We start from the raw sequence: 25,654 nt of genomic DNA, 5'->3' as shown, positions 1-25,654 counted from the left end.
GCGTGTCGAACCCGCCCCTTGATCGTTTCTTCACCGGTAGCCCTTACTTCTGCTGCGGATTTCGGGAGGCGTGCGGTGACCGCTTGGCAGTACTTCGCCGGGGCGGGCCTGGTGGCGGCGCTCTGCCCGTTGCAGGGCCATGTGGCCGTCGCGGGCGAGGACGACGGCGACGGCTACGGTGCCCGCGTCGACCTGTGCGTACCGGCGGGGCAGCCGGAGCGGCCGGTCTTCCGGCCGCCGTCCGGGCGGCCCTCCGTCCGGGTGGTCGTGCCCGGCGCCGAGCGGCCGACCGTGCGTCACCCGGGGCGCCCCGCGCAGTCCGCCGTGCCGGCGGGGCGACCCGTGCGGCCGGCCCGGCCCGCGCCGCAGAGCCCGCCGGGCAGGGCGGCGGAGCCTTCCGCGGAGGCACAGGCCGGGGAGTCGGAGCCGCCGGAACCCGCGGCGGCTCCCGAGGGCCGGCCCGTGCCGGCGTCGGCCGACGCACCCGCCCCGCCCGCGGCCGGAGCCGCCCTCGCCCGGGTGAGCACCTTCCACGTGCGTCCGTACCGCGCGGTGGCCCTGGAGCGGCGCAACCCGGGCGGGATGTCCACCATGATGCTGATGGTCGTCGTCACCACCCCGGCCGTACTCGCCGCCGCCGCCCTGCGCCCCCGCTCCAAGAGCCGCGGCTGACCGACGCCGCCGCTCCCCCTTCGCCTGCTCGACCCACGTCAACCACGTCAACCACGTCACGCACGTCAACCACGTCGACCGCGACGACCACGTCCACCGACGTCACCCACCGACCCACACCGGGAGAATCCACGTGTCCGAATGGCTGGTCCTGGCCATCGCCATGGCGCTCGTCTGCGCCCTCGTCCTCGCCATCACCACGATCCGGCACCGCCGGGCCGCCGACGACGAGGACACCAGCGAAACCCCCGATGTCATCGAGTACATGACGATGATGGTGGGCGTGGTCTACGCGATCGTGCTGGGCCTGGCCATCGCGGGTGTCTGGGAGGCGCGCGGCGCCGCCGAGGACAGCGTGCGCCGTGAGGCCCAGGCCCTGTACGAGGTCACCCAGCGCGCCGACGTCTACCCGACGGCCGTCCGCGACCGGATCCGGGGCGAGGTGGACGCGTACGTCTCCCACACCGTCGCCGTGGACTGGCCGCTGCTGACCTCCGGCGACGGCGCCTCGACCGAGGGCGCCGCGCTGCTCGGCAAGCTGCGTACCGACGTCACGCACCAGAGCCCGACCAACGAGCTGCAGGCGCAGGCCTACCAGCCGCTGCTGGACCACATCGCGGCCGCCGACGACGCGCGGCACTCGCGGACGCAGAGCTCCGAGTCCACCCTGCCGGGGGTGGTGTGGTTCGGGTTGCTGGTCGGCGGGCTGGTCACGGTCGGGCTGATCTTCACCCTGCAGATCCGGCGCTCCGGGCGGGAGTTGCTGCTCGCCGGACTCTTCAGCGCGTTGATCGTGTTCCTGCTCTTCATGGTGTGGAGTTTCGACGCGCCGTACGGTCGGGAGGGGATCGATTCGGCGGGGCCGTTCCAGGACCTGTTCCCGGCCACGGCGACGGCGGCCGTGGCCGCCCGCTGAGCGAGGGTGACGACCGACTCGTCGCCGTCGCCGCTACACGCGCACCGCGCGCCGGACCGCCTGCACCACCGGCGAGTGCCGTAGCGCGTGCGAGATGCGCAGCAGGTCGCGGGGACCGTCCGAGGTGTCGAGGACGGTCTCCTCGTCCCCTCCGATGATCATTCCGTCGGGGTCGGCGGAGCGGGCCCGTACGGCGGCCGCGACCATCGCGGCCTCGGCGACGGCGCGGGCCGTCTCCTCGTCGGCGCCCTCGGCGACGGCGCTGTCGTAGGCGTCGTCGCGCAGCCCCTTGTCGAAGTACGGCCCGAGGTGCAGGAACCCGTCGTGGATGTCCGACTCGCGTTGGATCACCCGCAGTTCCGCCGCGGACCACCAGGCCATCGGTACGGAGGGCGTGCCGATGGGCGCGGAGATCTGCACCTCGTGCCAGAGCGGGCCGAGTCGGCGGTAGGTGGCCCAGATCTGCCAGTGGTCCGACAGCCGCTGGCAGACGAGCGGGACCACGAAGCCCATCGCGCTGATCAGCGCCCCGAGAGAGGCGAGCGGCGGGGCGGCGTAGGTGCTCAGGCCGTCGAGGTCGTGACCGGACCAGCGGGCGACGACCGCGGTCATCTTGGTTCCGTCGTAGGCGAGGTTGAAGATGTAGCCGATGACGATGATCACCAGGCCGACCCGCAGCCAGCCACGGACCTGGAGCGACCAGCGCCAGCACAGGACCACCATCACCACCGCGGCCACCAGGTGGGCCAGCAGGTAGAGGGCGATCATGTGGCCGATGTAGGGCGTGTTCGCGTAGTAGGTGTCGAAGTCGCGCAGGCGCTCGGCCGGGGTCTCACCGAGGGCGAAGAGCACGATCAGGACGACGATCACCGCGCTGTAGCCCAGGATCCAGCGGCGCGAGATGCCTTGGGTCCGTTCGGCGGGTCCGCCCCGCCAGTTGACCATCAGGACCAGGCAGGAGGCGCTGAAGGCGGTGATCAGGCAGTAGACCAGGGGGGCGGAGACGTTGACGATGCCGGTCCAGCGGTTGACGGCCGCGATGGTGGGTGGGGCGGCGAAGGTGAACACCGCTCCGGCCAGGGTCAGCAGGGCCACGACCGACCGAAGGAGCGGATCGCGCCAGTTGTGCCGCAGGGCCGGCAGCTTGAAGGCGAGGGATATCGCCATCGCGGCCGCCGGTATGTAGTAGTCGCTGCCGTTCAACGCTCGTTCCTGTGCCCCCGGTAGCCCAGCGAAGCCTCGATCCGGCCCGCCAATTGATCGCGCTGGACCGGAGCGCGGTGGCTCGCCGATCCGGCCAGCCAGTTCCGACACCGACTACCCAGCAGTAAGCCGAAGGATTCGGCCTCGGTCTCCTCCTGGACGTCGGCGCGGGTGCGGGCGGCGACGCGGCGTACGGTCTCGCCGATGTCGGCCTTGTCGCTCAGCAGGCGCGCGGCGACGGCGGCGCCGTCGACGTGGTGACTGCAGTGGCCGGCCTTCATGTGCCACAGCTCGTGGCCCAGGATGACCAGTTGGTGGTCCGGAGCGGTGCGTTCCTCGATGACCACGAGATCGCGGTCCGCCATGTCGAGCCACAGGCCGCTGGCCGTGTGTGGAGGGAACGAGGCCATCCGGAAGTCCACCCGGCGGCCGCGGTGTCTGCTCATGCCCTCGCAGAGGGCAGCGTAGAGGTCCACGGGTTCCACGGGGGCGGTGAGCCGGATACCGGCCACCAGCTCCCCGCACAACCGCCGCTGCTCTCTGCCTATGCTCACCGTTCTCCCCGTCGGCGCGGATCCGGATCAGGACTCAAGGATCAGACCCAGACTTTCGACTGGGTCAGGATTCATTCGGTTTGACGCTTTCCAGGAGCATGTCCAGCCATTCGGTCACCTTGTCCCGATGCTTGTCGCTGGGCAGTTGGGCGGCGCGCCAGGCGATGCCCCGTACACCGTGGTTCTGAAGGAGTCTTGCCAGCGGATCGCCGGCCGATGCGGCCGAGGCCGGTACGGTTTCCCGCGCCCGCCCCGCGAAGTCCTGGAGCAGCTGTTGCTCCGTCCGCTGGAGCGCGTCGGTGAGGGCGTCGGCGTCGTGCGCCGTGAGGAATCCGGCGTGCACTCCGAAGAACCGCTGGATCGCGTCGCAGTGCTCCATGGTGGGGCGCCGGTCGCCGTTGATCAACGCGCCGGCCTGCTGCCGCGACATGCCGGCGCCGTCCGCGATCTCCTGCTGCGTGTAGCGGCGGCCGTTCGGTTTGACACGGGTCCGCCGTAGCAGGTCGAGGCGCTGGAGGAAGCGGGTCTGCAGATCGGGTTCGCCGGCCGGCCTGCCTTCGAGCAGGGTCCTGACCACGTCCGTGGGTACGCCGGAGGCCTCGGAGAGGCGCCGCAGGTCGAAGACCTGATTGCGGTCGCGGCCCATTTTGCCCGCGAGTTCGGCGACACGCGTGATGGTGGCTGCCAGGGGTGCGTCGGCCACCGCGACGGGAGCCGGGAAGCCGTCTGTCACCAGTGGTTCTCCTAGATCGCGCGAAGTCGGTATGGGCACATGGTCGGCTTCTGGAATCTAGCCGCTCTCGCCCGTAAGGGCTAGAACGTGCCACAGCTGTGGCGGGAATGAGCTGTCAAGAGGCTGGAATTGCCACAATAGTTGACACTCGAATGAAGTCGGTAGCAGGATCGCCACACGGAAATGAAGATCCAGACCGGAGGAGGGGGAGCTCTCAGTGCCACATCTCGCAGCGGTGGGCCCGTCCGATGGACTCGCCCGAGCCGTCGAAGAGCGCCTGACGGGTGAGGAACCCGCCCGCGGTGCCGTGCGGTCGGAGCGACGCAAGGAGATTTTGCGCCAGCGCCGCGAGGAGCTGGGCCTGAGCCAGGAAGACCTCGCCGCTCGACTGCGCATCAGCGTGCGCGCGTACGGGAACTGGGAAAGAGGTCTGGTCAAGGAGTGGACGGACCGCAAACTGCTCGCCCTGGCCGAGGCCTTGGAGATGAGCGAGCGGCAGTGCTTCTGGCTGTTCCGCGTCATGGTGGACCGCGACCCGCCGCCCACGTGGCGGGCCGCCGAGGAGAACCGGCTGCCCGAGGATCCGGCGCAGCGTGACTACCTGTGCGACTACGCGGCTCTGATGGAGTCCGTGCCGTACCCGAGCTTCCTGGTGGACCACCGCTGGGACGTGGCTCTGACCAACTCGGCCTTCGACCAGCTCTTCCGGTCGGTGAGACCGCACCCGACGGCCCTGCCGGACGACAACTTCCTGCGCTTCGTGCTGTTCCACCCGGACGCGGCGGCCGTACTGGAGGACCACGAACCGGCCTGGTGCGTACCGCTGTTGGCCCAGTTCGCGAGCGCGCTGGCCGCCGAACCCGAGGACGAGGGACTGCGCAGCATCCGCCAGGAGGTGGCTCGTGACCCGTTCATGGAGGCGGCCTACCGGTACGGCGTGCCGCACTGGCTGAGCACCCACGGGACCGACGCCGCCGAGCTGGACGGGGCGGTGCGCACCGTGCGTCATCCCGACCCGCGGTGGGGGCTGGTGCGGTGCCGGATGGTGGCCGAGAACAGTCGGATGCTGGGCGAGATGGGGCTGACCCGGATCACCCTGATCCTGTCGACGCCCGCGGGCGCGCCGAGCGGCCCCGTCCGCGGCGGCGGCTTCCCGCAGCAGCAAGGCGCGAGGTTGCGCGCCGTGCCGTCGCCGGTGGAGTGACCGACCGGGGCAGACTGGTGCCCGCCGACGCGTGTCGTGGCTTCCGTGCCACCGCTCGTGTCACCGATCGTGGCATCGGCCGTGATGTCGGCCGTCGCATCGGCTGTGATGTCGGCCGTGGCATCGATCGTGGTGTCGGCTGTGGCATCGACCCGTGGTGTCGGCCGTCACGGCGGCGGCGTCGGCGATAAGGATCTGCGCGGGCGAAAGGCGGTAGGGGCATGCGGCTGACGATCCTCGGCGGGGGTGGCTTCCGGGTCCCGCTCGTCTACGGAGCACTGCTCGGCGATCGCGCCGAGGGCAGGGTCTCCCAGGTGACGCTGTACGACGAGGACCCGGCGCGGCTCACGGCCATGGCCCGGGTGCTCCGCGACCAGGCCGCGGCCGCTTCGGCGGCCGACCCGGCGGTGCGGGCCCCGACCGTCACGGTCACCGGGGACCTCGACGAGGCCCTGCGCGGGGCCGATTTCGTCTTCTCCGCGATCCGCGTCGGTGGCCTGGAAGGGCGCGCCGCGGACGAGCGGATCGCCTTGGCGGAGGGGGTCCTCGGCCAGGAGACGGTGGGCGCGGGCGGGATCGCCTACGGCCTGCGGACCGTGCCGGTGGCGCGCGAGATCGCCCGCAGGATCGCCCGCGGCGCCCCCGAGGCATGGGTCATCAACTTCACCAACCCGGCCGGCCTGGTCACCGAGGCCATGGCCGAGGAGCTCGGCGAGCGGGTGATCGGCATCTGCGATTCCCCCGTAGGCCTCGGCCGGCGCATCGCCCGGCTGCTGGGAGCCCGCCCGCAGGAGGCCTGGATCGACTACGTCGGCCTCAACCACCTGGGCTGGGTACGTGGGCTGCGCATCGGCGGCCGCGACGAGCTGCCCCGGCTGCTGGCCGACACCGAGGCCCTGGAGTCCTTCGAGGAGGGCCGGCTCTTCGGGGCCGCATGGCTGCGCTCGCTCGGCGCGATCCCCAACGAGTACCTGCACTACTACTACTTCAACCGTGACACCGTACGGGCGTACCAGGAGGCCGAGCAGACGCGCGGGGCCTTCCTGCGCGACCAGCAGCGCGGCTTCTACGCCGAGGCCGGCCGGGCCGGGACGCCGGCCGGTGCGGCGCTGGCCGCCTGGGACCGGACCCGGGCCGAGCGCGAAGCCACGTACATGGCCGAGAACCGCGAGGCGGCGGGTGCCCCGGAGCGCGAGGAGAGCGACCTCGAATCCGGTGGCTACGAGCAGGTCGCGCTCGCGCTGATGCGGGCCATCGCCCGGGACGAACGGGCCACACTGATCCTGAACGTCCGCAACGGCTCGACGCTGTCCGTCCTCGACGCCGAGGCCGTCATCGAGGTGCCCTGCCTGGTCGACGCGAACGGCGCCCACCCGATGGGCGTCGCGCAGCTGCCCCTGCACGCGGTGGGGCTGGTGACGGCGGTCAAGGCGGTCGAACGGGAGATCCTGGCGGCGGCCGCGAGCGGCTCGCGGGCGGACGCGGTCAAGGCCTTCGCGCTCCATCCGCTCATCGACTCGGTGGGTGTGGCCCGTCGGCTGCTCGACGGGTACGTGGCGGAGCACCCGGGACTCGCCTACCTGCGCTGATCCCGGCGCGCGCATCCCCCGTACGGCGCAGCGCCGCATGCGCCGCGGCGGGCGCGCTGTGACAGTGCGAGAGTGACCACTGCCCCCGCCGAAGCCGCCGCGCCCCCCGTGATCGACCGGCGGCGGCGCAACGTCATCTTCGGCACGATCATGCTCGGTGTGCTGCTCGCGGCGCTCGACCAGACGATCGTCGGGACCGCGCTGCCCACGATCGTGGGGGACCTGGGCGGCGGCGACCACATGTCGTGGGTCGTGACCTCGTACCTGCTCGCCGAGACCGTGGCCACGGTCCTGGTCGGTAAGTTCGGTGACCTCTTCGGCCGGAAACTGATCTTCCAGATCTCCGCCATCGTCTTCATCAGCGGCTCCTTCCTGTGCGGCTTCTCCGGCAACATGACCTTCCTGATCGTGTGGCGAGGCGTCCAGGGCATCGGGGCCGGCGGCCTGATGGTCACCGCGATGGCGCTGATCGCCGATGTGGTGCCCCTGCGGGAACGCGGCAAGTACCAGGGCATGATCGGCGCCGTCTTCGGGGTCGCCACCGTGATCGGACCCCTGCTCGGCGGCTTCTTCACCGACCAGCTGACCTGGCGGTGGTGCTTCTACGTCAACGTCCCGATCGCGATCCTCGTCGTCATCGCGGCCGCGAAGACCATCCCGACCGTCCGCGCCTCGGGCAAGCCGGTCATCGACTACCTGGGCATCGCGCTGGTCGCCGTCGGCGCCGGCGCGCTGATCCTGGGCACCAGTTGGGGTGGGAACGAGTACCCCTGGACCTCTCCGGTCATCATCGGCCTGTTCGTGGGCGGAGCGATCGCGCTGGCGTTGTTCTGCCTGGTCGAGACGCGCGCCGCGGAACCGACGCTGCCGATGCGTCTCTTCCGCAATCCGGTCTTCTCCGTGTGCTCGATCCTGAGCTTCATCGTCGGGTTCGCGATGCTCGGCGCGATGACGTTCCTGCCGACCTACCTCCAGTACGTCGACGGGGACTCGGCCACGATCTCGGGCGTCCGGACCCTGCCCATGGTCATCGGCCTGCTGATCGCCTCCGTCTTCAGCGGCAACGTGGTGAGCAGGACCGGCCGGTACCGGATCTTCCCGATCGTCGGGAACGCGGTCATGGGCGTCGGCCTCTACCTGCTGTCGCTGATGCACCCAGGGACCGGCACCGTGCTGGAATCGCTGTACATGTTCGTGCTCGGCACCGGCATCGGCCTGTCCATGCAGGTGCTGACCATCGCCGTGCAGAACACGGTCGACTACGCCGACCTCGGCACCGCCACCTCGGGCGTCACCTTCTTCCGTACGCTCGGCAGCGCCTTCGGGACCGCGGTCTTCGGGACGATCTACGCGAACCACCTGGGGCCCGAGCTGAAGGCCGCCTACGGGGAGGCGGCGCGCCTCGCCGGGCAGGATCCGGCGCAGCTGGCCAAGGCGGCGTCCACCCCGGAGGGGGTGCATCGACTCGCCCCCGAGGTCGCCGCCCCGCTGATCGACGCATACGCGCAGGCCCTGCAGACCGTGTTCCTGTATACCGTTCCGGTCGCCGTGTGCGGCTTCGTCGTGGCGCTGTTCCTCAAGCAGGTGCGGCTGCGCGACAGCGCCCGCGCCGGTTCCACGGACATGGGCGACGGGTTCGGCTCACCGGCCACGGCCTCGGGGGACTCGGCCAAGCTGCTGGAGCTGGCCGTCGGCAAACTCGTACGGAACATGGGCGCGGACACGGCGCGGGGGATCGTCGAGGGCTCCGACACCCGGCTGGACATCGCGGGCGCCTGGGCGGTGATGCAGGTGGACGTGATGACCCGGACCATCGGCCACGCGAGCCTCGGACTGATCGCCGGCCGCCGGTCCCTGCCGCCGGAGGTGCTGATCCCCGTCTACGAGCGGATGGCGGACGAGGGTTTCGTCAGCCGCGAGGACGGCTTCGTGACTCTCACGGCGGCCGGGCAACGGGAGGCCGACGTGATTTCGATGGCGTGGGGCGAGTGGCTCAAGGACCAGTTGGAGAAGGACCGGGGGCGGCCGCGGAGCGCCGAACTGCGGGTCGCGGCGGACGCGATCGCCAAGCGGTTGCTCGCGGAGGACCTGGGGGAGGGCAACTTCGCGCCAAAGGTGGTGGTGCGGCGATAGACCCGGGCCCGGAACGGAACCCCGGGGCGCGGTCGCTCGTCATCCCCTTCGAAGCGGTCGGACAGCCGGACCGGCAGCGGGACGACGACCGACGCACGACCGACGCACGACCGACGACGGACGACGGGGGCGCTCGTGAGGGTCACACTGGCCGAAGAGATCATGTTGCTCTCCCTGGACGACGAGTCCGGGGCGGCACGCCAGCGCCAATCGGCGGGTTGGGCGGTGGCGGGCGCACTCCTGCTCGAACTGGTCCTGGCCGAGCGGGTGTCGGTGGCGGGCAAGTACCTGGAGCTCAGCAACACCGAGCCCACGGGGGAAGAACTGCTCGACGGCCGGATCCGGTTGCTGGAGGCCTGGCTGCGGGGGCGCGACAAGCGCCGGGTGACGGACTGGCTGACGAAGGACCAGCCCAAGGCGGTCGGCGCCACCCTGGAGCGGCTGGGGGAGCGTGGGCTGGTGGTGGCCCAGGTGCACAAGGTGTTCGGGGTGTTCCCGCAGCGCCGCTATCCCGAGGCCGACGGCACCGTCGAGAGCGCCCTGCGCGAGCGGCTCCGCGCGGTCGTCCTCGACGGCGCCGAGCCGGACGAGCGGACGGCCGGCCTCATCGCCCTGATCCACTCGGCCAAGCTGCACCGGCTCGCCTTCCCCGACCGGCAGCCCGACGAGGTGACCGCCCGGATGGCGGAGTTGGCCGCCGGCCGGTGGGCGGCCGAGAGCGTCCGGGCCGCCATCCGCGACATGCAGGCCGCGATGGTGACGGTGACCGTCGTGACGGTCCTGACGGCCACCTCTTGAGTCGTCTCCTCGGGTCGCGTCTCCTCGGCCGCGTCTCCTCGGTCGTCTCTTGCGGATCCTGTCGGGATCAGGGAGCGGTGCCGGGGCCCGCGAGCGGGTAGGCGTACGAGGGGACGGGCGGCAGCGTGGTGAGGTCCGGGCGCCAGGCGCGCAGCACGGCCGCCGACGGGACGTAGAGGGCCGAGGGGATCTCGTCGGGGGCGAACCACCGCCAGCGGGCGATCTTGTGCGGCTCGGTGACGGCCGGGACACCCTCGGCCGAGGTGGTGACGGCGGCTGCCGTCAGCCGGGTCACTCCGGCCTGCGAGTCGATCTGCACGGACAGGATCCGGATCGACTCGGGGGCCGCCCGCAGATCCGTCTCCTCGGCGAGCTCCCGGGCGGCGGCGCGCTCGAAGCCCTCCCCGGGGTCGACCTTGCCGCCGGGAAGCTCCCAGCGGCCGTCGTGGGCCTGGCCGAGCAGCACCCGGCCGTCCGTCGCCAGGACGACGAGTCCGACGCCGACGACGGCATGAGGCTGCGGCGCGGCGCGCTCGGGGCGTTCGCCAGGGGTGGTCATGGACGTCCTTCCGATGCAGGGGTGGGCCGGGCCCGAACGTGGATCCGCTCGCCCTGGGGGCCGAAGAGGCTGAGGAACTCCGCCGGCTCGGGGCCCGCGTTGAAGAAGGCGTGCGGGGTGCGCGTGTCGAACTCGGCGGCCTCGCCCGGACCGAGGACGAGGTCGTGCCCGCCGAGCAGCAGGCGGATGCGTCCGGCGAGCACGTACAGCCACTCGTAGCCCTCGTGGACCTGCAGCTCCGGCTCGGGCGGCGGACCTTCGAGGGGCGGGAGGATCTGCTTGAAGGCGTGCACCCCGCTGAATTTCCGGGTCAGCGGCACATAGGTGCTGCCGTGCCGGACGAAGGGGCGGGGGCGGATCCGGGGGTCCCCGGTCTCCGGGGCGCCGACCAGCTCGTCGAGCGCCACCCGGTGCGCCCTGGCCAACGGAAGCAGCAGCTCCAGCGTCGGCCTGCGCTGTCCGGACTCCAACCGGGAGAGGGTCGAGAGCGAGATGCCGGTGCTCTCGCTGAGCTGGGCCAGCGTGGTGCCGCGCTGTCTTCGCAGGGCGCGCAGCCGCGGACCCACGGCGGTGAGCACGTCGGCGAGTTCCTCGTCCTGTTCCTCGGTGGCCATGGATCCATTTGCCACTTCGGCAAGAACATTTGTCAAGCGGGCCGGCGTGGGCGGACCCTCACAGGTATGGACGACACAAGCGACAACTCCTTCGACGTGGTGGTCGTGGGTGGCGGGGCCGCCGGGCTGGCCGGGGCACTGACCCTGGTGCGGGCCCGCCGTTCGGTACTGGTCATCGACTCCGGCAGCCCGCGCAACGCCCCGGCCGCGCACATGCACGGATACCTCGGGCAGGACGGGGAGAGCCCCGCCGCGCTGTCGGCCAAGGGGCGCGCGGAGGTGGCCGGCTACGGCGGGGAGATCCGGCCGGGCACGGCCGTGGCCGCGGACCGGCTGCCCGACGGGAGCTTCCTGGTGCGCTGCGGCGACGGCACGACCGTCCGGGCGCGCCGGCTGCTGGTCGCCACCGGCCTGGTGGACGAGCTGCCCGCCGTGCCGGGCCTCGGGGCGCGCTGGGGGCGGGACGTGCTGCACTGCCCCTACTGCCATGGCTGGGAGGTCCGGGACCGGCCGATCGCGGTGCTGGCCGACGGGCCCCTCGCCCTGCACCAGGCCCAGCTCTGGCGGCAGTGGAGCGAGCGGATCACCCTGCTCGCGCACACCTGGCGGCTCACCGCCGAGGACCGGGAACTGTCAGCCGCCCTCGGGGTCCGGGTCGTCGAGGGCGAGGTGACCGGCCTCGTGGTCCAGGAGGACCGGCTGACCGGTGTGACCCTGGCCGGCGGCGCCGTGGTGGAGTGCGGGGCATTGGTGGTCGCCCCGCGGTTCACCGCCCGCTCGGGTGTCCTGAGCAGCCTGGGCCTGCCGACCGTCGTCATGGAGCGGGACGGCCTGGCGATCGGCACCTGCGTGGAATCCGATCCGGACACCGGGGCCACCGCCCTGCCCGGGGTCTGGGTCGCGGGCAATGTGACCTCCCCGCTGGAGAAGGTCCCGGGCGTGGCCGCGCAGGGGGTGCGGGCGGCGGTGGCCGTCAACACCGACCTGATCGAGGCCCAGACCCGGCGGGCCCTGGAGGCCTACCGCGCCCGGGTCGCCGTGTGAAGGACTGCGCGCGTGAGGGGTTTCGGTCCTGCTCGAGCGATTGTCGGACATCTGTGCGGGTTTCGGTCGGCCCTCGTTCGCGCAGGCTCTGAGCGGTGTGATCGTCGTACGGTCCAACGGTTCGGGGGGACGCTCCATGGCACATGTGCTGGTCATCGGCGGAGGTGTCGCGGGGGCCGCCACCGCCCTGCTCGCGGCGCGGCGGGGACATACGGCGGAGCTCTTCGAGCGCGATACGCGGGCCCCGGGCACGGCGCTCGACCGTGACTTCTTCGGCTGGCGGCGGCCGACGGTACCGCAGGCGGCCCAGCCGCACGTGCTGCTCGGGGCCGCTCGCAACGTTCTGCGCGGCGATCTGCCCGACGTCCATGAGGAGATGCTTCGGCTCGGCGCCCGCGAACGGCACGAGCTGGACTGGTTCGACGTACGTCCGCCCGCGCGGCCCGGCGACGAGGACCTGGTGATGCTGCAGGCCCGGCGCATCGTGCTGGAGAGCGCGCTGGCCACGGCGCTGCGCGCCGAACCGGGGGTGGTCGTCCGGTACGGGGAGCCGGTGGGCGGGCTGATCACGGCGCCGGGCTCGTCGGAGGGCGCCGGGATCCAGGTGACGGGAGTGACCACCGAGGCCGGGAGCTACCCGGGGGACCTCGTCGTGGACGCCTGCGGGCGGCGCGGAGGCACCGAACGCAGGCTGGCCGAGGCCGGCAGCCGGCCGGCGGTCGTGGAACGGCACCGCACGGGGCTCGCGTACTTCTGCCGCTGGTACCGGCTGCCCGAGGGCATGGAGGAGGGGCCGCGCCGGCCGTGGGCGGTGACCGGCGGACCCTTCGCCGGGTGCGCCGTCTTCCCGGCCGACAACCGGGTGTTCGCCGTGACGCTGTTCGTGCACACCACGGACACCACGCGCTCGGCCCTGCGCGACCCCGCCGTCTTCGAGGCGGCGGCCCGCGCCTTCCCGCCCGGCGCGGCCTGGCTGGGACTGGGTGCCGAGCCGCTGTCGGGAATCCTGGCCACGGCGAGCCTGGACAACCGGTGGAGCGCGCTGGTCGACGAGGCGGGCCCGGTGGTGACCGGGCTGGTACCGGTCGGGGACGCGATCACGCACACCAACCCGACCCTCGGGCAGGGCACCTCGCTCGCGCTGTGGGCGGCGCGCAGGGTGGCCCGTACAGCGCACCGGGACCCGGGATCGGCGCGGTACGCCGCCGATCACCACGCGTGGGCGGAACGGACGCTGAAGCCGTGGTTCGACTTCCAGGTGGTCGCGGACGCGGCGATCGGCGAGCGTTTCGCCACCCGGGCGGTGCGCGGCGGGACGGCGCGCGAGGTGTCCGCGCTGTTCGACTGCGCGCTGGAGGATCCGGTGGTGATGCGGGCGCGGGCGCGGGTGCGGCACCTGGCGGAGCCGCCGGAGCGGGCGTACGCGGATCCGGAGATCCGCGCCCGGGTGACGCGATGGCTGGCGGCTCGGCCGCACTACGCGCCGAACGTGGCGGGGCCGGACCGGGAGGAGTGGGAGAAGCTGACGGCGGGCTGAGGCACCGCCCGGTCGGGTGGCCGCTCGCTCAGTCGGACGCGGTGTCGGCGTCCGGGCCGGCGTGGGCGTCGGTGTGGGCGTCGGTGTGAGGGTCGGCGGTGGGTTCGGCGGTGGGTTCGGCGGTGGGGCCGAGGCCGAGGACCTCGGCGAGGTCGTAGCCGACGACCTCCTCCAACTGGGCGTAGGTGCAACTCTCGGGCGTCCGGTCGGCCCGCCAGCGGTGGAACTGCGCGGTGTGGCGGAAGCGGTCCCCCTCCATGTGGTCGTACTTCACCTCCATGACCCGCTCGGGTCGCAGCGGTACCCAGGACAGGTCCTTCTTGCCGGTCCAGCGGCTCTGCGCGCCGGGCAGCCGGGCGCTCTCGTGGGCGGACTCCTCGGCCCATGCGGCCCACGGGTGGCCGGTCGGGTCGGGCATCCGCAGGGGTTCGAGTTCCTTCACCAGCTCGGCGCGGCGCTTCATGGGGAAGGCGGCGCACACCCCCACGTGCTGGAGGACGCCGTGGGCGTCGTACAGGCCGAGCAGCAGTGATCCGACAATCGGACCGCTCTTGTGGAAACGGAAACCGGCGACGACGACGTCGGCCGTACGTTGGTGTTTGACCTTGAACATGAGGCGGGCATCGGGCCGGTAGCGGAGATCGAGCGGTTTGGCGATCACCCCGTCGAGCCCGGCGCCCTCGAATCGCTCGAACCACTCCTGCGCGAGCGCGGGATCGGTGGTCGCGGGCGCGAGATGAACGGGGGGCCGAGCGGTGGAGAGGGAACGCACGAGGGCGGCACGGCGGTCGGCGAGCGGGCTGTCGAGCAGCAAGACGTCGCCGAGGGCGAGCAGGTCGAAGGCGACGAAGCCGGCGGGCGTGGTCTCGGCCAGCAGGGCGACGCGGGACTGCGCGGGATGGATGCGCTCGGTCAGTCGGTCGAAATCGAGGCGCCCGCCGTGAACGATGACGATCTCGCCGTCCATGACGCAACGGGTCGGCAGGTTGTCCTTCAGAGCGGTCACCAGCTCGGGGAAATACCTGGTCAGGGACTTTCCGGTGCGGCTGCCCAGCTCGATCTCATCGCCGTCGCGATACACGATGGCCCGGAAGCCGTCCCACTTGGCCTCGTACTGCATCCCGGGCGGGATCTTCGCCACGGACTTGGCGAGCATCGGTTTCACGGGCGGCATCACTGGCAGATCCATGCCTTCGATTCTGCGGTGGTACGTCCGGACCCGCCCGGTATGCGCGCGGGACCGGGCCCGCCTACCGTGGCCCACATGGGTGCTGCCGGTAATGCGATCGAGCTGGACGCGGGCGGGCGGACGGTACGGCTGTCCAGTCCGGACAAGGTGTACTTCCCGGAGCGCGGCCTCACCAAGAGGCAGGTGGCGGAGTACTACCTGGCGGTGGCACCCGGCATCACGCGCGCCCTGCGCAACCGGCCGACGACCCTGGAGCGCTTCCCGGACGGGGTCGAGGGCGAGTCCTTCTTCCAGAAGCGGGCGCCGAAGAACCTTCCCGACTGGATTCCCACCGCCCACATCGCCTTCCCGAGCGGCCGGACGGCCGACGAGATCTGCCCGACCGAACCGGCCGCCGTCCTGTGGGCGGCCAACCTGGGGTGCCTCACCTTCCATCCCTGGCCGGTGCGGCGCGAGGACACCGACCACCCCGACGAGCTCCGGATCGACCTGGACCCGCAGCCGGGCACCGACTACCACCACGCGGTGGCGGCCGCCCACGAACTACGTGCCCTGCTGGAGGAACTGGGCCTGCGGGGCTGGCCCAAGACCTCGGGCGGCCGCGGGCTGCACGTTTTCGTGCCGATCGAGCCGCGCTGGACCTTCACCGAGGTCCGCCGATGCGCCATCGCCCTCGGCCGGGAACTGGAGCGCCGCATGCCGGGCAAGGTCACGACGGCCTGGTGGAAGGAGGAGCGCGGCGAGCGGATCTTCGTCGACTACAACCAGACGGCCCGCGACCGAACGATCGCCTCCGCCTACTCCGTCCGCCCCCGCCCGCACGCCCCGGTATCGGCGCCCCTGCGCTGGGACGAGGTGGACGACGCGGAACCCCGCGACTTCGACATCGTGACGATGCCGGCGCGCTTCGCCGAACTGGGCGACCTGCACGCGGACATGGACGAGCACGCCTTCGCCCTGGACGCCGTACTGGAACTCGCGGCCCGCGACGAACACGAGCACGGCCTCGGCGACATGCCCTACCCCCCGGACTACCCGAAGATGCCGGGCGAGCCCAAGCGCGTCCAGCCCAGCCGGGCGAAGCACGAGGACTGACGGGCGTTCGGTCGGCCACCGCCGCCCTCCGATCCGGCCTCGCTCAGACCGGGGAACGACAGATTCGCGACGATCGATGACGGGTCGTCACAGGACCTTGTACGTCAGCTCGTACAGAGCCAGGGAGAGCGCGCCGATCGCCTGCGTCCGTTCGCCGAGGCCCACCTCCGAGGGGATGATCTTCGCCCCTCCGATGAAGCTGGACTGGCCGGCCGCCTCGTTCACCTCGTGCAGGACGATGTCGATCGGCGCCTGATTGACGAACGGTACGAACCGCTCGTCGAATTCGAACACGTCCCCGACGCGCATGCGTACCTTTTCGAAGGTGCCGCCGTCACCCCTGCCGACGAGGATCTCGTCCGCGCCGTCCGGGTCCTGCACCCTTTTCGCCTCCAGGAACAGAAGCTTGGCGAAAGCCGCACCTGCCATGTCGATCCTCCTGTGTTTCCAGGTTCTCCAACCTATTTTCAGTGGTAACACACATATATGGGCGACGGGCGTGCCCTGAGACCCGCTCTGCCGTGTGGCATGGCTGACCCGCTGGCCAGAGCGTGTTGACGTGGTTTCAGGTCCACCGGTTCGGCCGTTGCCTGATCGGCGTAGCGAGCCTTGGCGCCGGCGTGATGGGCGAGGCGGCGTTCGACGGCCTGGTGCGGATGTCGACCGACCCGGTGGAGGTGAGGCCGAACGGCCTTGTTGAAAGCCGTACTTCGCGGTGGCCGACTGTGTCGCGGCGGCGGCGCGCCCGGGCCATGACGTGGTGTTGATCAGTCGTTGATCGGACGTCCATCCGCGGCGGTAAGTATCACCGGCATGTCGATTAATACCACTGCCGCAACCACTGACACCGCTTGGTACGACCTCGCCCTGTGCGCCCAGACGGGCCCCGGCTTCTTCTTCCCGGAGCCCGGCTCCTCGCTGCGCGACGCGAAGCGCCTGTGCGGTGCCTGCGAGGGGCGGGCCGCGTGCTTGGAGTACGCCCTGGCCAATGACGAACGCTTCGGAGTCTGGGGCGGCCTCTCGGAGTCCGAGCGCCAGGCCCTGCGCCGCCGCTGATCAGGTGCGCGTCGCCTTCCCGCTCGCCCGCACCAGCCCCACACGCCGCGCGAGTTCGAACCCCTCGCCACCGCACTCCTCCCGACGCGGTGTGTGGGGCACGACGCGCACGGGGTAATGCCCCCCGACGGGCGACACGACCCCACCGAACCGGGGATCCCCGGCGAACCAGATCCGGTCCGGGTGGTCGCCTTCCATGATCGCGACCGGGACCGGGAACGGGATGACGCGGAACATCGCTGTGAAGTCCTCCCGGAACGGAACGGCGATGGTCGCGGGGCTTCCGGGCGGCCTGCGTGGGTGGTGGCACGGCCACTCCCGCCAGGGGTAGGCCTGGAGTACGGCGGCGACCCGGCGTCGGCGGAAGTACATGACGACCACCCACGGCAAATAGGGCATCCCGAGAATGATCATGATGATGAGGGCCCAGGCCGCACGGCGGCTGACACCGGAGCCGGACAGGGCGATCAGCGGAGGAACACCGAGACAGAGCACCCAGACGAGCCGGCGGATCACCAGCCGCTTGTAGCCGACCACCGTCGAAGGGTGGTCCCAGGCCGACTTGGTGAGGGTGACGCTCACAGGAGTACCTCCAGGATGCGTGAGGTCCCCGAGACGATAGGCCCATGTGCAGCGGGGTCGGGGTCGGAGAACTCGAGGGTGTGCGCGATCGCTTCGAGGATGTCCGTGTATGCGGCGCTGTGTTGGGTGGACGCACTGGTCAGATCGAGGACGAGCAGATGGAGCCCGTCCGGATGGGTGGTCACGGCCCTGGCCTGAAAGGGGCATCGGTCCAGGTCGGGCAAGGACATCGTCCCGGCGACGAGGCAGCAGGGGCGGGCGGACGGCAAGTCGATGAACCTGCGGTCGGCGCCCGTCCACAAGGGCGAGCGGGCAATGGCCAGGGCGGTACGTGCCACGGAGAGGCGGGGGTTGGGCTGCTCGATCCGTCGTAAGGTCAGGGAGAACAGTGACGTGGCGACGCCCGCCGGCTCCTCGGGATGAAAACCGAACGCGGTGTGCACGACCTCGTGTCCTGCCAGCCCATCCAGCTCGTCCATGAGCCGGGACAATTGCTGCTGCGCCTCGGAGCCACCGAGGGCCTCGGCGAATGCGTCCAGCGCCGTTCTGTCCTCGGGGTCGATGTCGTAGAAACCCGGAGGCAGACGGAACCAGACGGGCGGCAGGCCGCTTCGACGCGTCATGGCCGCAACGCCGACCAGACATGGCCCGACTTCCTGATGGCCGAGGGAGCGTCGTCCAAGACCCCTCGGGTACCGTCCACCGCGGTCGAGCCCTGATCGAGCGTCTCGCTGTCCGAGGCGTAGTCCCCAGCAGCGGTTGCTGCGCCCGTTGCTGCCACCGCCACACCCACTCGGTCCCTCGCGTCCTGGGACGACGATCGCATGGCCCATCCGGTCAGAGGGCTGTCGAGCTGCCGCAGGTCGTCCGAGGTGCTCCATGCCGCTTGCCTGAATGCGCCGGCTCCGGGGGCGAGTCCCACCACCGCGCTGCCCTCCGGCGCCGCCGCCATCGCCGCTCGGGCGGCTGCCGTGCCGGCCTTCGCGCCGGAGGCGACCGCCGCCACGCCCGGGACCGCGCCCGCGGTGTCGCCGAGGAGGGTCACGCTGCTCTTCCAGAAGTCCGCGTCGAACTGCCCCTTGGTGAAGCCGTCCGTCAGGGACTTGCGGAACTTCGGGTCCGAGGTGTGCATCGCCAGGGCCGCCAGGGACAGGCCGCTGCCGACGAGCATGATGGCCAGGCCCGCCGGCGGGAAGAGCAGCGCGACGCCCGCCCCGATCGCGCCCAGGATCGCCGACGCGTTCGACATCGCGTCCGCCGGGTCGTTGACGATCTTGTTCCAGATCGAGGCCAGGAGGCCCGGTTCCTTCGGGGCCAGCCGGTCCGTCGCCGCGTTCAGGGTCTGCGCCACCCGGCGGGCGGCCGTGCCGTGCTCGGAGGCGAGTTCGCGGGCCAGTCGGCGGGCGTCGGTGAGGGCCTCCTCCGTCTTCGCCGCCGCGGCCCGGGCCTCGTAGCGGTCGGCCAGCGCGCGGTGGGCGACCAGCGTGTCGTGCCACCCCGCGAGCCGGCGGCCCGCTTCGGCGAGGGAGGTGTGGGCCGCGCCGAGGTAGCGGGGGAGGTCCTGCGAGAGGGAGGCGCGGAAGGCGGTGGCGGCCTCGCCCTGCCAGGCCGAGCTGTGGGAGACCAGGTCCTTCACCACCCGGGAGGCCTCCCCGAGGGAGGTGGCCGAGGCGGTGAGCTTCTTGGCCAAGGCCAGGACGGTCGCGGGGTTCCCGGGGGCCGGGTCGAAGCCCAGCGTCGCGTACTCAGTCACGCGCGGCCGCCGCCCGGAGGAAGGCCGCACGGACGGCTTGGTCCAGCTCCGCGTACTCCGTGGCGCTGCGGTCCACGCCCTCACGGAGGTCCTTGACGCGTCTGGTCAGCTCCCGCGTGCCGTAGGCCCAGCGTTCCTGGAAGCCGTCACAGGCCGCGTCCAGGTCCGCCGTGCCCACCTGATCGGGCCGTACGTGGTCCAGGGCGTGGCGGGCCTCCCGCAGGGAGACCAGCGAGGAGTCCAGGGCGCGCGTCAGACGGGTCAGCTGGTCGATGTCCACCTGGAGCGAGGTCATGACGCGAAACCCTGGCAGAGCGCGGCTCTGCCAGGGCAATCGGCGTCACTCGCCCGAGCGAGCGGAAATCGGTCAGCCCTTGCGGGCGGCGAGACGTGCGGCGCGGGCGGCCAGCTTCTCGTCGAACTTCTTGGCCTCGGAGTCCAGGCCGTTCATGAACAGCCCGAGCTCCTCCTGGGCCTTCTGGCCCTCGGGGCCCAAGCCGTCGATGTCCATGATCTTGAGGAAGCGGATCACGGGGCTCAGCACGTCGTCGTGGTGGATCCGCAGGTTGTAGACCCCGCCGATGGCCATCTGCGCGGCCATCCGCTCGAAGCCGGGCATGCCGTGTCCGGGCATCCGGAAGTTGACGACGACGTCGCGCACGGCCTGCATGGTGAGGTCCGGGGCGAGCTCGAAGGCCGCGCCCAGCAGGTTGCGGTAGAAGACCATGTGCAGGTTCTCGTCCTGCGCGATGCGGGCCAGCATGCGGTCGCAGACCGGGTCACCGGACTGGTGGCCGGTGTTGCGGTGCGAGATGCGGGTCGCGAGCTCCTGGAAGGCCACGTACGCCACCGAGTGCAGCATGGAGTGGCGGTTGTCGGATTCGAACCCCTCCGACATGTGCTGCATGCGGAACGCTTCGAGCTTGTCCGGGTCCACGGCGCGCGAGGCCAGCAGGTAGTCGCGCATCACGATGCCGTGGCGGCCCTCCTCGGCGGTCCAGCGGTGCACCCAGGTGCCCCAGGCGCCGTTGCGCCCGAAGAGCGAGGCGATCTCGTGGTGGTAGCTGGGGAGGTTGTCCTCGGTCAGCAGGTTCACGACCAGCGCGATCTTGCCGATGTCGGTGACCTTGGACTGCTGCGGGTCCCAGGCCTCGCCGTCCTCGAAGAAGCCGGGGAAGTTCCGGCCCTCGCTCCACGGGACGTACTCGTGGGGCATCCAGTCCTTGGTGACCTTCAGATGGCGGTTGAGCTCTTTTTCGACCACCTCTTCCAGCGCGAACAGCAGCTTGGCGTCTGTCCACGCCTCCGAGCTGCCGAGGTGGGGAGAGGTGATCGTCACGGGTACTCCTGGGTGTAAAGCGAACTACCTACGGTTCCGTAGCCTACGGAGTCGTAGGTTAAGCGTGACATCAAGGCCAGCCAACCCCCGGGCAGGTGTATGTCCGGTTACATCCAGTTATCTATGCAGTTTACGACCGGCTTGAGGCGGGTTCGAGGGGGTCGAAATCACGCCGGCAGGTGGTTCGCGAGCCCCGTTTCGACGCGAAAAAATTGATTCCGCTTGACCGGCCTCGTCGGTGGGTCCGGAGACCGGACCCACCGACGAGGCCGACGCGCTGTCACTCGGCCGACCACAGGGTGTCCCGGACCTCCTCGGCCGTGGTCGGTCGCAGCTCGCCGTCCAGCAGGAGCCATCGCGTGATGCCGATCGACTCCAGGAACGGCACGTCGTGGCTCGCCACCACGAGGGCGCCCTCGTACGACTCCAGCGCGTCGGTCAGCTGCCGCACGCTCGACAGGTCCAGGTTGTTCGTCGGCTCGTCCAGCATGAGCAGCTGCGGAGCCGGCTCCGCCAGCAGCAGGGCCGCCAGCGCCGCCCGGAAGCGTTCGCCGCCCGACAGCGTGCCGGCCGGCCGGTCCGCCCGGGCGCCGCGGAACAGGAAGTGCGCGAGCCGGGCCCGGATCAGGTTGTTGGTGGCCTGCGGGGCGAAGCGCGCCACGTTCTCCACCACCGAACGGCTCTCGTCCAGTACGTCGAGCCGCTGCGGCAGGAACCGCGTCGTCACGTGCGCCACCACCGCCCCGGACTCCGGCGCGAGCTGCCCCGCGATCGTGCGCAGCAAGGTGGTCTTGCCCGAGCCGTTGCGGCCCACCAGGGCGATCCGCTCCGGACCCCGTAGCTCCCACTCGCCCGGCACGGCCGCCCCGTGGGCCAGGCGTAGATCGCTCAGGCTCAGGACCTGCCGTCCCGGCGGGACCTGGGTGGCGGGCAGCTGGATGCGGATCTCGTCGTCGTCGCGCACCGCCTCCACCGCCTGGTCCAGGCGTTCCTTCGCCTGTGCCAGCTTCTCGGTGTGCATGATCCGGTGCTTGCCCGCCGACTCCTGGGCCGCGCGCTTGCGCGCGCCCATCACGATCTTCGGTTCGCGCTTGTTGTCGTACATCTTCTGCCCGTACCGCTTGCGCCGGGCCAATTTGACCTGGGCGTCGGCCAGTTCGCGCTTCTGCCGCTGGACGTCGGCCTCCGCCACCCGGACCATCCGTTCGGCGGACTCCTGCTCGGCGGCGAGCATCTCCTCGTAGTCCGTGAAGTTGCCGCCGTACCAACGCACTTCGCCGTCGCGCAGATCGGCGATCTGGTCGACCCGTTCCAGCAGTTCCCGGTCGTGGCTGACCAGCAGCATCACCCCGGACCAGGACTCGACCGCCGCGTACAGCCGACTGCGGGCCCGTAGGTCCAGGTTGTTGGTGGGCTCGTCCAGCAGCAGGACGTCGGGGCGGGCCAGCAGCAGGGCGGCCAGCCGTAGCAGTACGGACTCGCCGCCCGAGAGCTCGCCGACGGTGCGGTCCAGGCCGATCCGGGCGAGACCGAGCTGGTCGAGCGTGGCCAGGGCCCGCTCCTCCACGTCCCAGTCGTCGCCGACGGCGGTGAAGTTCGCCTCGGTGGCCTCGCCCGCCTCGATGGCGTGGAGCGCGGCGCGGGTGGCGTGGATGCCGAGCGCCTCGTCCACGCGCAGCGCGGTGTCGAGGGTGATGTTCTGCGGGAGGTAGCCGACCGAGCCGGCGACGGAGGACTGGCCCTCGGTCGGGGTCAGTTCGCCGGCGATCAGCTTCAGCAGCGTGGACTTCCCACAGCCGTTGAGCCCGATCAGGCCGGTGCGACCGGGACCCACGGCGAGTTGGAACCCGTCGAAGACGGGAGTGCCGTCGGGCCAGTCGAAGGACAGGGTGGAGCAGGTGATGAAAGCAGGGGCGTGACTCATGGAGGCCTCCAGGTTGCGTGAGTGGTGCGTGCAACGCGGGGAGACAGCCGACGGTTCAGCCGCAGGGCGTGGTGGTCGGTGTCTCGAACCTCAGACGAGCAATGTCCTGCTCCGTTTCGACGGGGATGGGCCGTCAACGAAGCTACGGGCGGCCGGGGCCGCCCGCAATCGAATTACTCAGCAGGTGCCTCTCATCAGCTCGGCCAGGCTGTGGTCCATGTCCAGGTAGAGGTGTTCGAGGCCGGGCGGCACCACGGTCGCCGCCCGCTCCAGGAAGCGGTGCAGCTCCGCCGTCAGCATGAGCACGATCGCGACGCCCTCCGTCGCGTGGAACTCGATGGTGGTCCGGTCACCGTCGTACGGGCGCACGCGTACGTCGCCGTAACCGGACGGGCGGTCCAGCCCGGACTCCAGCAGCTCGCGCGAGAAGGTCCATGAGACCTCGACGCCCTCCAGCGTGGCGGGGGCGGGGAAGGCCATGCGCACGGCGAACGGATCCGCACGGTCGTAGCAGAGGGTGACGGGCACGGTCTCGACCTTCGGCGCGGTGGCGACCAGACGGGCCTGTGCGGCCTGCTCGATGACAGTGATCAAGGCTCACTCCCTTGCGGCGGATCTGCTGCCGGACTGTGGGTGGGGCCCGGCAACCCGATAGACGCGGGAATCGGCAAATCCGTGCATGGGCCGTTGCGTGAGCTGTGTCACCGATTGGCCGGAACTACTCTGTGTGATCGCACAGAGTGACCGGACAGGCGATGTGCCCGAAGGCGGCCCCGCACCGTGGTGGGTCCGGGGCGCCTCGGAGAAGGGCCGGTTACCGATCACTCCACAGGCGTAAGGACCTGCGCCGAGGCCGCGTAGACGGCGGCGGAGACGGTCATGCCGACGGGCAGGGAGAGGTCGAGGCCGCCCAGGGCCGAGGCGATCGGCCCGGTGTAGAGGGTGTCGACGCACAGGGCGGCCGCGCCCACCCCGGCCACGAGCGCGAACGCGCCCGCGAGATGGACGCCGCCGGTGTACCAGAAGGGGCTGCCGGGGCTCTCGTCGGCCAGCGCCCGGCCGTCGTAACGGAACCGGCGCAGCAGGATGTCGGTCGCGTAGATCGCCATGACCGGGCCGATCAGGACGACGATCAGCTGGAGGGAGTTGCTGACAGTGTCCAGGAGGTTCGAGACGAGCAGGCCGTACAAGGTCACGGCGACGGCGACGGCCCCGTCGAACAGGACGCTGACGGAGCGTCGGATGCGGATCCCGACGGCCTGCAGGGCGAGCCCGGCGCTGTAGGCGGTCAGGGCGTTGACGGAGATCGTGCCGAGGATCAGGGCGAGCAGGAAGACGGGATGGAACCATCCGGGCAGGATCTGCTGCAGCGCGACCTGGGGGTCGCTCATGTCCACCGCGGTCGCTGCGAACGCACCCAGGGAACAGACGGCGACGCTGGGGAGGAAGGCTCCGAGGGTGGTCCAGCCGATGATCGCCTTCCGCGAGGACGAGCGGGGCAGGTAGCGGGAGAAGTCGGCGCTGGTGGTGTACGAGAGCGGGCCCGAGGCGATGAGGGTGACGCCGGCGAGGAGTACCGCCCAGAGGTCGACTCCGGTCAGGGGTGCGGCGGGCCGGTAGGAGAAGTCGGTGTGCCCGAGCACGGCGACGGCGACGACGGCGAAGGCCGCGGCCAGGACCAGGGTCATCGGAAGGTAGAGCTTCATGATCATCGCGTGCCCGTAGACGCTGATGGCCAGGGTGAACGCGGCGATGGTCACGATGACGACCGCCTTGATCCCGGTGTTCGCCGTGATGCCGGCCCGTTCCACGAGGGCGAAGGCCGCGGCCGCCGCGGCGGCCAGGTTGAGGGCGAAGTAGCAGACGGAGACCAGCCAGCCGCCGACCGCGTTCATCACGCGGTTGCCGATGACCCCGTACATGGCCCGGGTGATCACTTCACTGGGTGCGCCGGCCGCCGGGCCCGAGGTCGCGAGCAGGCCGGTGAGCAGCCAGAACAGATTGCCGACCACGATCACGGCGACGGACTGCCACAGGTTCAGCCCCATGAGGACCAGTGCGCCGCCGATCACCAGGCTGAGGTAGTTGACGTTCGCCGCCGCCCAGACGGAGAACAGGTCGCGGGGGCGGCCGTGGCGCTCGGAATCGGGGATGTGGTCGATGCCGTGCGCCTCGACGCGGGTGGCCCGCTCCGGGGTGGGCGTGGCTTGTCCGGCCGCTCCGGGGGCCGGGTGCGAGCCGGGAGGCGGGTCGGGAATCGGGGACGCCATGGGGGACCTCCGGGTGCTGGGCGTATCCGCCTCGCTTGCTTATTGGTCGCACACTCAATAGCATCCTCGGTATGTCGTCAAGCGTCCAGCGCAAGCGAATCCGCAAGTCCCCGGAGGCCCGCAGGGCCGAGATCGTCGAGACGGCCGCCGCCGTCGCCCTGGCCGAAGGGCTGGAGTGCCTCACGCTGCGCCGGATCGCCGACGAGCTCGATGTCCGGCCTGGGCTGATCAGTCACTACTTCCCCTCGGTGGAGGATCTGGTCGCCGAGGCGTTCGGGACGGCCGCCGGGGCCGAGCTGGAGATCCTGCTGCCGGTCGGGGCGCAGGCGCCCCCCGCGACGGCCACCGCGACGGCCACCCCGACGGCCGCGACAGGGTCCGCCGGCGAGGCGGCAGGGTCCGCCGGAGCGGCGGGCCCCCCCGCTCCCGCGGACGTGGACGTGTCGAGCCCGACCGGGCGGCTCGCGCGGTTCTTCGCCCGCACCTCCGGAGAGGCCTACGACGCCATCAGCCGGCTCTGGATCAACGCCCGCCACCTCAGCCGCTACCGGCCGCCCCTGCGGGACCGGGTCGCCGAGCAGGAGGCCGCCTGGCGAGGCCGGTTGGAAGAGGTGATCCGCGAGGGCGTCGGGTGCGGCGAGTTCCGTACGAAGGACCCGCACGTCACGGCGATCCAGATCCTCGTCGTCCTCGACGGCCTCGGCGCCCACGCCAACACCGAGGACCGCGGCCGTCCCGAGGCGGTGACCCGGATGGCGGTCACCACCGCGGAACGCGAACTCGGGCTGCCCCACGGCGCCCTCACCCCCGACGCCTGATTCATGCTCACCCCCGACGCCTGATTCATGCGGCCGGCTTCCCCCGCCTGCCCCTCACCCCCGCCCGACGCT

Annotated in this window: 26 protein-coding genes; 11 read left to right on the top strand and 15 right to left on the bottom strand. The window is 71.2% G+C overall.

Annotated features, from left to right (window positions below; genetic code table 11):
- The first annotated feature begins 75 nt into the window (after positions 1 to 75).
- Both BCL76_RS01505 and BCL76_RS01500 read left to right on the top strand, forming a co-directional pair.
- The gene (locus BCL76_RS01505) at positions 76 to 672 is read left to right on the top strand and encodes a hypothetical protein (protein WP_109777418.1); all 597 of its coding nucleotides are present in this window, start codon (positions 76 to 78) and stop codon (positions 670 to 672) included.
- A 133-nt stretch (positions 673 to 805) separates the two neighbouring features.
- The gene (locus BCL76_RS01500; protein WP_109777417.1) at positions 806 to 1,588 is read left to right on the top strand and encodes a bestrophin-like domain; all 783 of its coding nucleotides are present in this window, start codon (positions 806 to 808) and stop codon (positions 1,586 to 1,588) included.
- Between the two features lie 33 nt (positions 1,589 to 1,621).
- Here BCL76_RS01500 and BCL76_RS01495 read toward each other — a convergent pair whose 3' ends face one another.
- From BCL76_RS01495 to BCL76_RS01485, 3 genes are all read right to left on the bottom strand, one after another.
- Positions 1,622 to 2,791 carry an MAB_1171c family putative transporter gene (locus BCL76_RS01495; RefSeq protein WP_109777416.1) on the bottom strand — a complete coding sequence of 390 codons (1,170 nt, stop codon included), beginning with the start codon at positions 2,789 to 2,791 and terminating at the stop codon, positions 1,622 to 1,624.
- On the bottom strand, positions 2,788 to 3,345 hold the full coding sequence (locus BCL76_RS01490; RefSeq protein ID WP_109777415.1) for a toxin-antitoxin system, toxin component: 558 nt from the start codon (positions 3,343 to 3,345) through the stop codon (positions 2,788 to 2,790). The genes BCL76_RS01495 and BCL76_RS01490 overlap by 4 nt, the downstream gene beginning before the upstream one ends.
- A 64-nt stretch (positions 3,346 to 3,409) precedes the next feature.
- The gene (locus tag BCL76_RS01485) at positions 3,410 to 4,078 is read right to left on the bottom strand and encodes a helix-turn-helix domain-containing protein (RefSeq protein WP_109777414.1); all 669 of its coding nucleotides are present in this window, start codon (positions 4,076 to 4,078) and stop codon (positions 3,410 to 3,412) included.
- 334 nt (positions 4,079 to 4,412) lie between these two features.
- On the opposite strand from BCL76_RS01485, the gene BCL76_RS01480 reads away from it, so the two are divergent.
- From BCL76_RS01480 to BCL76_RS01465, 4 genes are all read left to right on the top strand, one after another.
- Entirely contained in the window at positions 4,413 to 5,282 is an 870-nt protein-coding gene (locus BCL76_RS01480; protein ID WP_109778290.1) for a helix-turn-helix domain-containing protein, read from the top strand.
- A gap of 221 nt (positions 5,283 to 5,503) precedes the next feature.
- Positions 5,504 to 6,871 (top strand): 6-phospho-beta-glucosidase, encoded by a 1,368-nt coding sequence (locus BCL76_RS01475; protein ID WP_181382395.1) that lies wholly within the window; start codon positions 5,504 to 5,506, stop codon positions 6,869 to 6,871.
- Between the two features lie 72 nt (positions 6,872 to 6,943).
- Positions 6,944 to 9,004, top strand: a complete 2,061-nt coding sequence (locus BCL76_RS01470) for an MDR family MFS transporter (RefSeq protein ID WP_441350745.1) — start codon at positions 6,944 to 6,946, stop codon at positions 9,002 to 9,004.
- A 135-nt stretch (positions 9,005 to 9,139) separates the two neighbouring features.
- Entirely contained in the window at positions 9,140 to 9,802 is a 663-nt protein-coding gene (locus BCL76_RS01465; protein ID WP_181382394.1) for a GOLPH3/VPS74 family protein, read from the top strand.
- Between the two features lie 67 nt (positions 9,803 to 9,869).
- Here BCL76_RS01465 and BCL76_RS01460 read toward each other — a convergent pair whose 3' ends face one another.
- Both BCL76_RS01460 and BCL76_RS01455 read right to left on the bottom strand, forming a co-directional pair.
- Positions 9,870 to 10,361 (bottom strand): nucleotide triphosphate diphosphatase NUDT15, encoded by a 492-nt coding sequence (locus tag BCL76_RS01460; protein ID WP_109777413.1) that lies wholly within the window; start codon positions 10,359 to 10,361, stop codon positions 9,870 to 9,872.
- Positions 10,358 to 10,975: a helix-turn-helix domain-containing protein gene (locus BCL76_RS01455; protein WP_109777412.1), complete on the bottom strand. Its 618-nt coding sequence runs from the start codon at positions 10,973 to 10,975 to the stop codon at positions 10,358 to 10,360. Before BCL76_RS01455 ends, BCL76_RS01460 begins: the two co-directional genes overlap by 4 nt.
- Before the next feature lie 66 nt (positions 10,976 to 11,041).
- On the opposite strand from BCL76_RS01455, the gene BCL76_RS01450 reads away from it, so the two are divergent.
- Both BCL76_RS01450 and BCL76_RS01445 read left to right on the top strand, forming a co-directional pair.
- Entirely contained in the window at positions 11,042 to 12,019 is a 978-nt protein-coding gene (locus BCL76_RS01450; protein ID WP_109777411.1) for an NAD(P)/FAD-dependent oxidoreductase, read from the top strand.
- 136 nt (positions 12,020 to 12,155) lie between these two features.
- Positions 12,156 to 13,556, top strand: a complete 1,401-nt coding sequence (locus BCL76_RS01445) for an NAD(P)/FAD-dependent oxidoreductase (RefSeq protein WP_109777410.1) — start codon at positions 12,156 to 12,158, stop codon at positions 13,554 to 13,556.
- Between the two features lie 28 nt (positions 13,557 to 13,584).
- On the opposite strand, the gene BCL76_RS01440 is transcribed toward BCL76_RS01445, so the two are convergent.
- Positions 13,585 to 14,745: an ATP-dependent DNA ligase gene (locus BCL76_RS01440; RefSeq protein WP_109777409.1), complete on the bottom strand. Its 1,161-nt coding sequence runs from the start codon at positions 14,743 to 14,745 to the stop codon at positions 13,585 to 13,587.
- A gap of 75 nt (positions 14,746 to 14,820) precedes the next feature.
- Here BCL76_RS01440 and ligD point away from each other — a divergent pair, with 75 nt between their 5' ends.
- A complete protein-coding gene (gene ligD / locus BCL76_RS01435) occupies positions 14,821 to 15,840 on the top strand; it encodes a non-homologous end-joining DNA ligase (RefSeq protein WP_181382393.1) in 1,020 nt (339 codons plus the stop codon).
- Between the two features lie 87 nt (positions 15,841 to 15,927).
- Here the strand turns inward: ligD and BCL76_RS01430 are convergent, their stop codons facing one another.
- A complete protein-coding gene (locus BCL76_RS01430) occupies positions 15,928 to 16,269 on the bottom strand; it encodes a hypothetical protein (RefSeq protein WP_030728813.1) in 342 nt (113 codons plus the stop codon).
- A gap of 384 nt (positions 16,270 to 16,653) precedes the next feature.
- Between BCL76_RS01430 and BCL76_RS01420 the strand changes: the two genes are divergently transcribed.
- Positions 16,654 to 16,896, top strand: a complete 243-nt coding sequence (locus BCL76_RS01420) for a WhiB family transcriptional regulator (RefSeq protein WP_109777407.1) — start codon at positions 16,654 to 16,656, stop codon at positions 16,894 to 16,896.
- Here BCL76_RS01420 and BCL76_RS01415 read toward each other — a convergent pair whose 3' ends face one another.
- The 8 genes from BCL76_RS01415 to BCL76_RS01380 all read right to left on the bottom strand — a co-directional run bounded on the left by BCL76_RS01415 (position 16,897) and on the right by BCL76_RS01380 (position 24,764).
- Positions 16,897 to 17,478 (bottom strand): hypothetical protein, encoded by a 582-nt coding sequence (locus BCL76_RS01415; RefSeq protein ID WP_109777406.1) that lies wholly within the window; start codon positions 17,476 to 17,478, stop codon positions 16,897 to 16,899. It lies immediately after the preceding gene.
- On the bottom strand, positions 17,475 to 18,101 hold the full coding sequence (locus BCL76_RS01410; protein WP_109777405.1) for a hypothetical protein: 627 nt from the start codon (positions 18,099 to 18,101) through the stop codon (positions 17,475 to 17,477). The genes BCL76_RS01415 and BCL76_RS01410 overlap by 4 nt, the downstream gene beginning before the upstream one ends.
- On the bottom strand, positions 18,098 to 19,231 hold the full coding sequence (locus tag BCL76_RS01405) for a hypothetical protein (protein WP_146228289.1): 1,134 nt from the start codon (positions 19,229 to 19,231) through the stop codon (positions 18,098 to 18,100). Before BCL76_RS01405 ends, BCL76_RS01410 begins: the two co-directional genes overlap by 4 nt.
- Positions 19,224 to 19,526, bottom strand: a complete 303-nt coding sequence (locus tag BCL76_RS01400; protein ID WP_109777403.1) for a hypothetical protein — start codon at positions 19,524 to 19,526, stop codon at positions 19,224 to 19,226. The genes BCL76_RS01405 and BCL76_RS01400 overlap by 8 nt, the downstream gene beginning before the upstream one ends.
- A gap of 72 nt (positions 19,527 to 19,598) precedes the next feature.
- Complete coding sequence (locus BCL76_RS01395) at positions 19,599 to 20,570, bottom strand: acyl-ACP desaturase (RefSeq protein ID WP_109777402.1); 972 nt, start codon at positions 20,568 to 20,570, stop codon at positions 19,599 to 19,601.
- A gap of 280 nt (positions 20,571 to 20,850) precedes the next feature.
- Complete coding sequence (locus tag BCL76_RS01390) at positions 20,851 to 22,494, bottom strand: ABC-F family ATP-binding cassette domain-containing protein (protein WP_181382392.1); 1,644 nt, start codon at positions 22,492 to 22,494, stop codon at positions 20,851 to 20,853.
- 177 nt (positions 22,495 to 22,671) lie between these two features.
- The gene (locus BCL76_RS01385) at positions 22,672 to 23,088 is read right to left on the bottom strand and encodes an SsgA family sporulation/cell division regulator (protein WP_109777401.1); all 417 of its coding nucleotides are present in this window, start codon (positions 23,086 to 23,088) and stop codon (positions 22,672 to 22,674) included.
- A gap of 227 nt (positions 23,089 to 23,315) precedes the next feature.
- Complete coding sequence (locus BCL76_RS01380; protein ID WP_109777400.1) at positions 23,316 to 24,764, bottom strand: purine-cytosine permease family protein; 1,449 nt, start codon at positions 24,762 to 24,764, stop codon at positions 23,316 to 23,318.
- A 71-nt stretch (positions 24,765 to 24,835) separates the two neighbouring features.
- Between BCL76_RS01380 and BCL76_RS01375 the strand changes: the two genes are divergently transcribed.
- Entirely contained in the window at positions 24,836 to 25,582 is a 747-nt protein-coding gene (locus tag BCL76_RS01375; RefSeq protein ID WP_109777399.1) for a TetR/AcrR family transcriptional regulator, read from the top strand.
- Positions 25,583 to 25,654 lie beyond the last annotated feature (72 nt).

It is taken from the genome of Streptomyces sp. CG 926 (assembly GCF_003148825.1).
GTDB lineage: Bacteria > Actinomycetota > Actinomycetes > Streptomycetales > Streptomycetaceae > Streptomyces.
This window is presented reverse-complemented; position numbering and strand designations above follow the sequence as displayed.

Excerpts from the sequence above, each read along its gene's own strand:
- BCL76_RS01375 (WP_109777399.1), top strand. The coding sequence starts at position 24,836 with ATGTCGTCAAGCGTCCAGCGCAAGCGAATCCGCAAGTCCCCGGAGGCC.
- BCL76_RS01400 (WP_109777403.1), bottom strand. The coding sequence starts at position 19,526 with ATGACCTCGCTCCAGGTGGACATCGACCAGCTGACCCGTCTGACGCGC.
- BCL76_RS01445 (WP_109777410.1), top strand. The coding sequence starts at position 12,156 with ATGGCACATGTGCTGGTCATCGGCGGAGGTGTCGCGGGGGCCGCCACC.
- BCL76_RS01440 (WP_109777409.1), bottom strand. The coding sequence starts at position 14,745 with ATGGATCTGCCAGTGATGCCGCCCGTGAAACCGATGCTCGCCAAGTCC.
- BCL76_RS01460 (WP_109777413.1), bottom strand. The coding sequence starts at position 10,361 with ATGACCACCCCTGGCGAACGCCCCGAGCGCGCCGCGCCGCAGCCTCAT.
- BCL76_RS01475 (WP_181382395.1), top strand. The coding sequence starts at position 5,504 with ATGCGGCTGACGATCCTCGGCGGGGGTGGCTTCCGGGTCCCGCTCGTC.
- BCL76_RS01455 (WP_109777412.1), bottom strand. The coding sequence starts at position 10,975 with ATGGCCACCGAGGAACAGGACGAGGAACTCGCCGACGTGCTCACCGCC.
- BCL76_RS01430 (WP_030728813.1), bottom strand. The coding sequence starts at position 16,269 with ATGGCAGGTGCGGCTTTCGCCAAGCTTCTGTTCCTGGAGGCGAAAAGG.
- BCL76_RS01390 (WP_181382392.1), bottom strand. The coding sequence starts at position 22,494 with ATGAGTCACGCCCCTGCTTTCATCACCTGCTCCACCCTGTCCTTCGAC.
- BCL76_RS01450 (WP_109777411.1), top strand. The coding sequence starts at position 11,042 with ATGGACGACACAAGCGACAACTCCTTCGACGTGGTGGTCGTGGGTGGC.
- BCL76_RS01420 (WP_109777407.1), top strand. The coding sequence starts at position 16,654 with ATGTCGATTAATACCACTGCCGCAACCACTGACACCGCTTGGTACGAC.
- BCL76_RS01380 (WP_109777400.1), bottom strand. The coding sequence starts at position 24,764 with ATGGCGTCCCCGATTCCCGACCCGCCTCCCGGCTCGCACCCGGCCCCC.
- BCL76_RS01410 (WP_109777405.1), bottom strand. The coding sequence starts at position 18,101 with ATGACGCGTCGAAGCGGCCTGCCGCCCGTCTGGTTCCGTCTGCCTCCG.
- ligD (WP_181382393.1), top strand. The coding sequence starts at position 14,821 with ATGGGTGCTGCCGGTAATGCGATCGAGCTGGACGCGGGCGGGCGGACG.